The organism is Nocardioides sp. J54, assembly GCF_000519005.1.
GTDB lineage: Bacteria > Actinomycetota > Actinomycetes > Propionibacteriales > Nocardioidaceae > Nocardioides.
On record NZ_JAER01000037.1, the window covers coordinates 35187 to 44300 of the forward strand.

General features: G+C 72.6%; 7 protein-coding genes. 6 read left to right on the forward strand and 1 reads right to left on the reverse strand.

Annotation, left to right across the window (positions count from 1 at the left end):
* Nucleotides 1–45: 45 nt before the first annotated feature.
* Nucleotides 46–1032, reverse strand: coding sequence for an AIM24 family protein (locus NOCJ54_RS0118590; RefSeq protein ID WP_028656693.1), 987 nt, complete (start codon nt 1030–1032; stop codon nt 46–48).
* 129 nt (nt 1033–1161) lie between these two features.
* Between NOCJ54_RS0118590 and NOCJ54_RS0118595 the strand changes: the two genes are divergently transcribed.
* The 6 genes from NOCJ54_RS0118595 to NOCJ54_RS26890 all read left to right on the forward strand — a co-directional run bounded on the left by NOCJ54_RS0118595 (nt 1162) and on the right by NOCJ54_RS26890 (nt 8773).
* Entirely contained in the window at nt 1162–1935 is a 774-nt protein-coding gene (locus NOCJ54_RS0118595; RefSeq protein WP_028656694.1) for an isoprenyl transferase, read from the forward strand.
* 45 nt (nt 1936–1980) lie between these two features.
* A complete protein-coding gene (locus NOCJ54_RS0118600) occupies nt 1981–2439 on the forward strand; it encodes a DUF3817 domain-containing protein (RefSeq protein ID WP_028656695.1) in 459 nt (152 codons plus the stop codon).
* 55 nt (nt 2440–2494) lie between these two features.
* Nucleotides 2495–3820: a serpin family protein gene (locus NOCJ54_RS0118605; RefSeq protein ID WP_028656696.1), complete on the forward strand. Its 1326-nt coding sequence runs from the start codon at nt 2495–2497 to the stop codon at nt 3818–3820.
* Nucleotides 3821–3917: 97 nt separating this feature from the next.
* On the forward strand, nt 3918–7430 hold the full coding sequence (gene mfd / locus NOCJ54_RS0118610) for a transcription-repair coupling factor (protein ID WP_028656697.1): 3513 nt from the start codon (nt 3918–3920) through the stop codon (nt 7428–7430).
* A gap of 5 nt (nt 7431–7435) precedes the next feature.
* Complete coding sequence (locus tag NOCJ54_RS0118615; protein WP_028656698.1) at nt 7436–8158, forward strand: hypothetical protein; 723 nt, start codon at nt 7436–7438, stop codon at nt 8156–8158.
* Nucleotides 8159–8161: 3 nt separating this feature from the next.
* The gene (locus NOCJ54_RS26890; RefSeq protein WP_051486070.1) at nt 8162–8773 is read left to right on the forward strand and encodes a MazG family protein; all 612 of its coding nucleotides are present in this window, start codon (nt 8162–8164) and stop codon (nt 8771–8773) included.
* The last annotated feature ends 341 nt before the right edge of the window (nt 8774–9114 follow it).

A 9114-nucleotide genomic window follows, 5' to 3' on the forward strand; every position in this document is an offset into this window, starting at 1 on the left:
TGATCCCACACTCACCCGGCCGCTGCCGACGCACCTGTCGCGGACTCAGCCCGCGGTCTGGATCGGCGGGCCCTCCGAGGGCTGCACGATGACGAAGCCCTGGCCCTGGAAGGCGACCTGGAAGGCCTCGCCCGAGCCGCGGCCGATCAGAGCACCGGCACTGACGGTGGAGCGGATCGAGGTCTGCAGGTGGACCGACCAGGCGACCAGCGCCTGGGCGTCGGCGAAGGTCGGCGCCTCGGCCGGGTTGAGCACGACAGGCTCACCCTCAGTCGTGATCGCCACCCAGCCGGTGCCGCGCAGCGTGGTGTTGAACAGGCCGCCTGCGGCGATGCTGCCGCCCTTGACCCGCTCGATGTTCCAGTCCAGCGACGCCGAGAACGCGAGGACGTTCTTGCCGTTGACCGAGATGCCGCTGTTGTTGAGGTGCAGGATGTGCACCTCGTGCGCGAGGTCGGCGAGGAAGACGTCGCCCTGGCCCTCGACCCGCATCAGCGACAGGCCCTCGCCCGTGAACGCCTTCTTCAGGAACTTGGCGGCGCCACCGCCCTGGTAGGCGAAGTTCACGTTGCCCTGGTAGGCGACCATCGAGCCCTGCTTGGCCATGAACGGCTCGGTGATCCGCACCCGCAGCAGCTTGTGGTTCTGCCGCATCGGGCCGTGGCCGTCGACCTCGCTGAACCGGCCGTCGATCAGCTCGCCGGAGATGCCCGCGAAGGCGTCGGCCGGCACCTGCTGCTGGCCGCCCTGCTGACCCCACTGCTGCGGCTGCTGGCCCCACTGCTGGTCCTGCTGACCCTGCTGGCCCTGCTGACCCCACTGCTGGTCCTGCTGGTGGGGCGCGACCTGGGTCTGGTCCGTGCTCCCGGCACCAGCCGACCCACCGGCTGACGCGCCGGCGTCGGAGCCGCCGTCCAGCGGGGAGGTGGACTGCACCCCGTTGTCGGAGACGTGTTCGGTCCACTGGGTGCCGTCCCAGTAGCGGAGCTCGTGGCGTCCCGTGGGGTCCGGGTGCCAGGCGGCTGCGGTCATCGCGTCGTACCTCTCGTCGTGCTGTCGTCCGGTGGGGCTCATCGTGTCAGGCCCGTGGTGGAGCGGGAAGGTCCCGGGTGCGGCTCTGGTCTACCACCGTGCCCGCCACCGTGGCCTACGATCAGCGGTGTGGCGGACTGGAAGCGTGGCCTTCGACGGGTGCTCTACCCGGCCTACGAGGCACGCGTGCTTCGCAGGATGCCGGACAACCTGCCCAAGCACGTCGGGGTCATGCTCGACGGCAACCGGCGCTGGGCGCGGGCCGTGGGGCGCGACACCGCGCACGGCCACCGTGCCGGCGCGGCGAACATCGAGCCGCTGCTGACCTGGTGCGACGAGGTCGGCATCGAGGTCGTCACGCTGTGGCTGCTGTCGACCGACAACCTCAACCGGCCGCCGGAGGAGCTCGAGCCGCTGCTCGAGATCATCGTCGAGGCCGTCGACTCGCTCGCCGTCCAGCGCCGCTGGCGGCTGCACCCGGTCGGTGCGCTGGACCTCTTGCCCGACGCCACCGCGGAGCGGCTCAAGGCCGCGGCCGAGGCCACGGCCGACGTCGACGGGATGATCGTCAACGTCGCCGTCGCGTACGGCGGGCGCCGCGAGATCGCCGACGCCGTCCGCTCCCTGCTGTCCGAGCACGCCGCCAAGGGCACCTCGCTCGAGGAGCTCGCGCAGATGATCGACATCGAGCACATCGAGGAGCACCTCTACACCAAGGGCCAGCCCGACCCCGACCTCGTCATCCGCACGTCGGGGGAGCAGCGGCTCGGCGGCTTCCTGCTCTGGCAGAGCGCGAAGTCGGAGTTCTACTTCTGCGAGGCGCTGTGGCCGGAGTTCCGCCGCGTCGACTTCCTGCGCGCCATGCGTGCCTACGCCCTGCGCGAGCGCCGCTTCGGCGCCTGACCCGGACCCCGGGTGGGCTGGCTCACAGAGGTAGCGTCGGCCCACGTGAGCACCACCCCCACCCGCCTCTTCCGCGTCGTCGCGACCGCCGAGGCGATCTCCTGGGCCGGCCTGATCCTCGGCCTGGTCCTGAAGTACGGCACCGAGACCACCGACCTCGCCGTCCGGGTCTTCGGCATGATCCACGGGGCCGTGTTCCTCGCCTACTGCGTCACCTCGGTGGTTCTCTGGGTCGACCGGCGCTGGTCCTTCGGCCGTGGAGTGCTCGTCCTGGCCTCCTCGGTGCCGCCCTTCCTGACCATCCTCGTGGAGTGGGTCGCCCTGCGCCGCGGCTGGCTCGGCGACTCCTGGCGCCTCCCCGCCGGCGCCGGGACCGGCATCGTCGACCGCACTGTCGCGTGGCTGCTGGTCAAGCCGCTGCGCGGCCTGGGCGTGGGCGTCGTCGCTGTCGCCGTGCTGTTCGTCGTGGCGCTCCTCGTCGGCCCGCCCGTCCAGTCGTCCTGACACCTGGCACGGTGGGCTGACGGAACCGTCAGCGCCGCAGTAGCGTCCGACCACCATGATCGACCGACGCGACACGCTGCGCCTGGGCCTGCTGGCCCTCGCCGTCCTCGGCGGCACCGGCACCCTCGCCGCCTGCACCGGCCAGGAGGACCCCGGCTCCGAGCCGGTCCCCGACGAGCTCGACGGGATCGAGCTCGTCTCCTCCGACGTCGAACGCGCCGCAGGTGACGGCTCGCTGGTGCCCGACGTGGTGGCCGGGCTGCACGGCCTCGCCGGCGGGCTCTACCGCACCCTCGCGACCGAGCCGGGCAACGTCGTGCTCTCGCCGTACTCGGTCCTCGTCGCGCTCGGCATGACGCTGACCGGCGCCGCCGGCCGCACCGCCGAGGAGATGCGCGACGTGCTCGGCGCGAGCGACCTCGGCGACCGCTGGCACAAGGGCGCGAACGCGCTGACGTCGTACGTCGACGGGCTGGCCGGCGAGCAGGGGCGCGCCGACGGCTCGAAGGCCGAGCTCGAGCTGGCCACCGCCAACCAGGTCTTCGGCCAGCAGGGCGTCGGCTGGTCGGCCGACTTCCTCGACCTGCTGGCCAAGGAGTACGGCGCCGCCCTGCGCGCCGTGGACTTCGAGGGCGCGACCGAGCAGGCCCGCACCCGGGTCAACGACTGGGTCGAGCAGCAGACGAACGACCGGATCGTCGACCTGCTGCCCGAGGGCTCCCTCGACCCCAGCACCCGGATGGTGCTGGTCAACGCGATCTACCTCAAGGCGCCGTGGGAGCAACCCTTCGAGGAGGGGCTGACCGCGGCAGGTGACTTCCGCCGCGCCGACGGGACCACCGTGCAGGTCGACCTGATGCGCAACCCGATGCTCTCCGGCGCGCTGGCCACCGGCGACGGGTGGCGCGCCGCGACCGTGCCGTACGCCGGCCGCGGGCTCGCGATGACCGTCGTCCTGCCCGACGGCCCGGACCTCACGCAGGTCGAGGAGCAGGCGGCGCGCGACCTCGCGCCGTTCATCGGCAGCGGCCAGCCCACCAACCTCGACCTCCACCTCCCGCGGTGGAGCTTCCGGTTCGGCTCCTCGCTCAAGGACGCGCTGCAGCAGCTCGGGATGGAGGCCGCGTTCGGCGACGCCGACTTCCGCCCGATGACCGACGAGGACCTCGACCTCTACGTCGACGACGTCTTCCACCAGGGCTTCATCGCCGTCGACGAGGAGGGCACCGAGGCCGCCGCCGCGACCGCGGTGGTGATGGCCGAGACCAGCGCGCCGGTGACCGTCGAGGTCAAGGTCGACCGGCCCTTCCTGTTCGTCATCCACGACCTCGAGCACGGCACCCCGCTCTTCCTCGGCCGGGTGGCCGACCCGACGGCGTAGGTCCTGTCGGCGGCGCTCGCTACGCTGGGGAGCCCACCCCCGGTCGTGCCCGACCGGGGGCGCTCGTGCTGTCCGACCCTGCTGAAAGAAGCTCCTCGTGCACCTCGCCGGCCTCGCCGACGCCGTCCTCGCCGACCCCGCCCTCGCGAATGCTCTCGACCAGGCCAGGGGCGCCCAGCCGACCGGTGAGCTCACCGGCCCGGAGGCGCTGCGCCCGTTCCTCGTCGCCGGCCTCGCCCGCGGGGAGAGCCCGGTGCTGGTGGTCACCGCGACGACCCGCGAGGCCGAGCAGCTGGTCGACGAGCTGGGTGCGCTGGTCGACCCCTCCGGCGTCGCCTACTACCCGAGCTGGGAGACCCTGCCCCACGAGCGGCTGAGCCCCCGCAGCGACACCGTGGGTCGCCGGCTCGCCGTGCTGCGCCGCCTGTGCCACCCGGGTGCGCCGGGCAGCGTCGCCGCGCCGGTCAAGGTGCTCGTCGCCCCGGTCCGCTCCGTCCTGCAGCCGCAGGTCAAGGGCCTGGGCGACCTCGAGCCGGTCGAGCTCGCCGCGGGTGACACCGCCGAGATCGACGACGTGGTCGCCGGCCTGGTGGGTGCGGCCTACTCCCGCGTCGACCTGGTCGAGAAGCGCGGCGAGTTCGCCGTCCGCGGCGGCATCGTCGACGTCTTCCCGCCGACCGAGGAGCACCCGCTGCGCGTGGAGTTCTTCGGCGACGAGGTCGACGAGATCCGCTCCTTCGCCGTCGCCGACCAGCGCACCATCGAGAAGGTCGACCGCCTGTGGGCGCCGCCCTGCCGCGAGCTGCTGCTGACCGACGAGGTGCGCGCCCGCGCGGCCGAGCTCGGCCGCGAGCACCCGCAGCTGGTCGAGATCACCGACAAGCTCGCCCAGGGCATCGCCGTCGAGGGCATGGAGGCGCTGATCCCGGCCCTCGTCGACGAGCTCGAGCTGCTCGTCGACCTGCTCTCCGAGGACACCAAGGTGCTCGTCCTGGACCCCGAGCGCGCCCGCGCGCGGGCCCAGGACCTGGTCGCCACCAGCGAGGAGTTCCTCGCCGCGTCGTGGGCGACCGCGGCCAGCGGCGGCCAGGCGCCGATCGACCTGCAGGCCGCGTCCTACCAGTCCCTGGGCGACGTGCGCGCCCACGCACGCGAGCGCGGGCAGGCGTGGTGGACCTTCAGCCCGTTCGGCCTGGACGAGGAGGTGCCCACCGCGGCGCAGCCGGCGCCGTCGTACCGCGGGGACGTGGCGAAGGCCTTCGAGGACATCCGCCGCTGGCACCGCGAGGGCTGGCGGGTCGCCGTCGTCCACGTCGGCCACGGGCCCGCCAACCGCATGGTGGAGGCGCTCGCCGAGAACGACGTGCCGGCCCGTCTCGTCGAGGAGGTGGCGGCCGGTGCCGAGCTCGACCCGGCGGTCGTCACCGTCACCTGCGGCGCGCTCGCGCACGGCGTCGTCGACGAGGCCCGCAAGCTCGTGGTGCTCACCGGCGAGGACGTCGTCGGTGCGAAGGCATCCACCCGCGACAAGGGCGCCATGCCGGTGCGCCGCAAGCGGCAGATCGACCCGCTCGAGCTCAAGGCCGGCGACTACGTCGTGCACGAGCAGCACGGCGTCGGTCGTTTCGTGGAGATGAAGCAGCGCGAGGTGCAGGGCGCGGTCCGCGAGTACCTCGTCCTCGAGTACGGCCCCTCCAAGCGCGGCGGCCCGCCGGACCGGCTCTTCGTCCCTGCCGACACCCTCGACCAGGTCACCCGCTACGTCGGCGGCGAGCAGCCCAGCCTCGACCGCCTCGGTGGCGGCGACTGGACCAAGCGCAAGAACCGCGCGCGCAAGGCGGTCAAGGAGATCGCGGCCGAGCTGATCAAGCTGTACGCCGCGCGGCAGGCCACGCAGGGCCACGCGTTCGGCCAGGACACGCCCTGGCAGCGGGAGCTCGAGGACGCCTTCCCGTTCCACGAGACGCCTGACCAGCTCACCACCGTCGACGAGGTCAAGCGCGACATGGAGCGCACGGTGCCGATGGACCGCCTCGTGTGCGGCGACGTCGGCTACGGCAAGACCGAGATCGCGGTCCGGGCCGCGTTCAAGGCGGTGCAGGACGGCAAGCAGGTCGCCGTGCTGGTGCCGACCACGCTGCTGGTCAACCAGCACTTCGCGACCTTCTCCGAGCGGATGAGCGGCTTCCCCGTGGTGCTGAAGCCGCTGAGCCGGTTCCAGACCGACAAGGAGGCCGCCGAGACCCTCGCCGGACTCGCCGACGGGACCGTCGACGTCGTCGTCGGCACGCACCGGCTGTTCAACGCCGACACGCGCTTCAAGGACCTCGGGCTGATCATCGTCGACGAGGAGCAGCGCTTCGGCGTCGAGCACAAGGAGGCGATGAAGCGGCTGCGCACCTCGGTCGACGTGCTGTCGATGAGCGCGACGCCGATCCCGCGCACGCTCGAGATGGCGATCACCGGCATCCGCGAGATGTCGACGATCACCACGCCGCCGGAGGAGCGGCACCCGGTGCTCACCTACGTCGGCGGCTACGAGGACCGCCAGGTCATCGCCGCGGTGCGTCGCGAGCTGCTGCGCGACGGCCAGGTGTTCTACATCCACAACCGGGTCAGCTCGATCGAGAAGGCGGCCGCGAAGATCCGCGAGCTCGTCCCCGAGGCCCGGGTCGCGACCGCGCACGGGCAGATGGGGGAGCAGCAGCTCGAGCAGGTGATGGTCGACTTCTGGGAGAAGCGCTTCGACGTCCTGGTCTGCACCACGATCGTCGAGTCCGGCATCGACGTGTCCAACGCCAACACGATGATCATCGAGCGCGCGGACACCCTCGGCCTCTCCCAGCTGCACCAGCTGCGCGGCCGGGTCGGCCGCTCCCGCGAGCGCGCCTACGCCTACTTCCTCTACCCGACGGAGAAGCCGCTCACCGAGACCGCGCACGAGCGGCTCGCGACCCTCGCCCAGCACTCCGACCTCGGTGGCGGCATGGCGATCGCGATGAAGGACCTCGAGATCCGCGGCGCCGGCAACCTGCTCGGCGGCGAGCAGTCCGGCCACATCGCCGACGTCGGCTTCGACCTCTACGTCCGCCTCGTCGGAGAGGCGGTCCGTGACTTCCGCGCCGACGGCGGCGCCCCCGAGCAGCTGGAGGAGGTGCGCATCGAGCTGCCGGTCGAGGCGCACCTGCCGCACGACTACATCCCCAGCGAGCGGCTGCGCCTGGAGATGTACAAGCGCCTCGCCGAGGTCCGCACCGACGCCGACGTCGACGAGATCGTCGCCGAGCTCGAGGACCGCTACGGCGAGCCGCCCGAGCAGGTCGCCGCGCTGCTGCTCGTCGCCCGCTTCCGCGCCCGGGTCCGGGCTGCCGGCATCAAGGAGGTCACCACCGTCGGGAAGAACGTCCGCTTCCACCCGGTCGTGCTTCCCGAGTCGCGCACCGTGCGGCTGAACCGGCTCTACCCGAAGTCGATCGTCAAGCACCAGCTCGAGTCGATCCTCGTGCCGCGACCCGGCACACCGGGGAAGACGGGGACCCCCATCGAGGGGGTCGCCCTGCTTGAATGGGCCCGACTCGTCATCGACTCGGTCATCGACCCCAAGGAGTAGGCACCGTGCGTCGTCGTACCTCCCTCGTCTCCGTCCTCGCTGCGACCGCCCTGGCCGTGACCGGATGCGGCCTGACCGACGACGGCGCGAAGCCGGGCGTCGCCGCGGAGGTGGACGGCCGCTCGGTCGAGCTCTCCCGGGTCGACCAGACGGTGCACGACTACTGCTCGCTGCTCGAGTCCGAGCCCACCGCGCCGTCGTACGCCCGCGCCGCGGTGCGCGCCCAGATCGCCTGGAACTGGGCCCAGGCCGTCGCCGTCGAGGAGCTGGCGGACGAGTACGACCTCACCCTGCCGGGCAAGGTCGCGCCGGCCGCGATCAAGCGCAACTGGGGCGTCGGCCCCGACGACGACTCCTTCGAGTCCTTCGAGTGGCTGTCCTGGATCGGCCAGCGCCTCGGTCAGCCGCTCGAGCAGATCGGCACCAGGGCACTCGCCGACGGCCGGAGCGCCGGCGACGCGCAGACGGCGGCCGAGGTCGGCGAGGCCGTCGTCGACGAGTGGCTCGAGGAGAACGCCGTCGTCCTCAACCCGGTCTTCGGCACCCAGCAGGACGGCAAGGTCTTCACCGGCGACGACCTCTCGGCCGCCTACAGCGGTGTCGCCCGCGCCGGTGAGGAGCTCGCCCTCGAGACCGACGACGAGGGTGCGATCTACGAGCGGCTCGCCGGCCTCCCCGCCTCCGAGGTCTGCGGCTCGCCGCTCGAGCAGGCCGCGCCGGTGGGCTGAGCCGTGGCCGACCCGGCGGTGGAGGAGTTCGTCGCCGTCATGCGGCGGCTCCGGGCCGAGTGCCCGTGGAAGCGCGAGCAGACCCACCGCTCCCTCGTGCGCTACCTGCTCGAGGAGACCTACGAGGCCGTCGACGCCATCGACGCCGGCGAGGTCTCGGGCGACTGGTCCCACCTCGCCGAGGAGCTCGGTGACCTGCTGCTCCAGGTCGTCTTCCACGCCGTGGTCGCCGAGGAGCGCGGTGACTTCGACCTCGACGACGTCGCCCGCGGCATCACCGCCAAGATGGTCCGCCGCAACCCCCACGTCTTCGGCGACGTCGATGCCGCCGGCCTCGACGCCGACGCCGTCAACGACCTCTGGCAGCAGGTGAAGGCCGGCGAGAAGGCCGACCGCCCCGTCGACGACGGCATCCCCACCGCCCTCCCCGCCCTGCTCTACGCCGACAAGGTCCTCGACCGTCTCGAGCGCGCCGGCACCCCCGCCGACCCCGTCGACCCCACCGACGCCTCCGCCGCGCTGGGCGAGCGCCTCCTCGCCCTCGTCGCCGAGGCCCGGCAGGCCGGCGTCGACCCGGAGCAGGCGCTGCGGGACGCGGTGCGGGAGCGGTTGTAGGCATTCGCTGGCCGGCTAGGCCGAGGGTTTGAAACCTTCGGGCCTGCGTGGAGGCTGTGGTGGGCACAGTCCGGTGCACGGGGCCGCTGGTTTCGAGGTTCAGCGCTGGGCCGCCTCGCACCTCGACAAACGTCAGTGTTGCTCCGTGGTTGGTGTCGGCGGCCGCGCACCGTAGCCGACCGGCCCCCGCCGGTCGGCTGGGCGGCGCGGTTGCCGGCACGGACTCCGTCCGCGCCGCCCTGTGTTGTCTGGCGCGAGCGTGTCGCCTGTCGAGGTTCGCGCGCAGGCGCTCGCTGCGCTCGGCCCGCACTTGCCCTCGACGCGCCTCCGGCGCGGGCGCC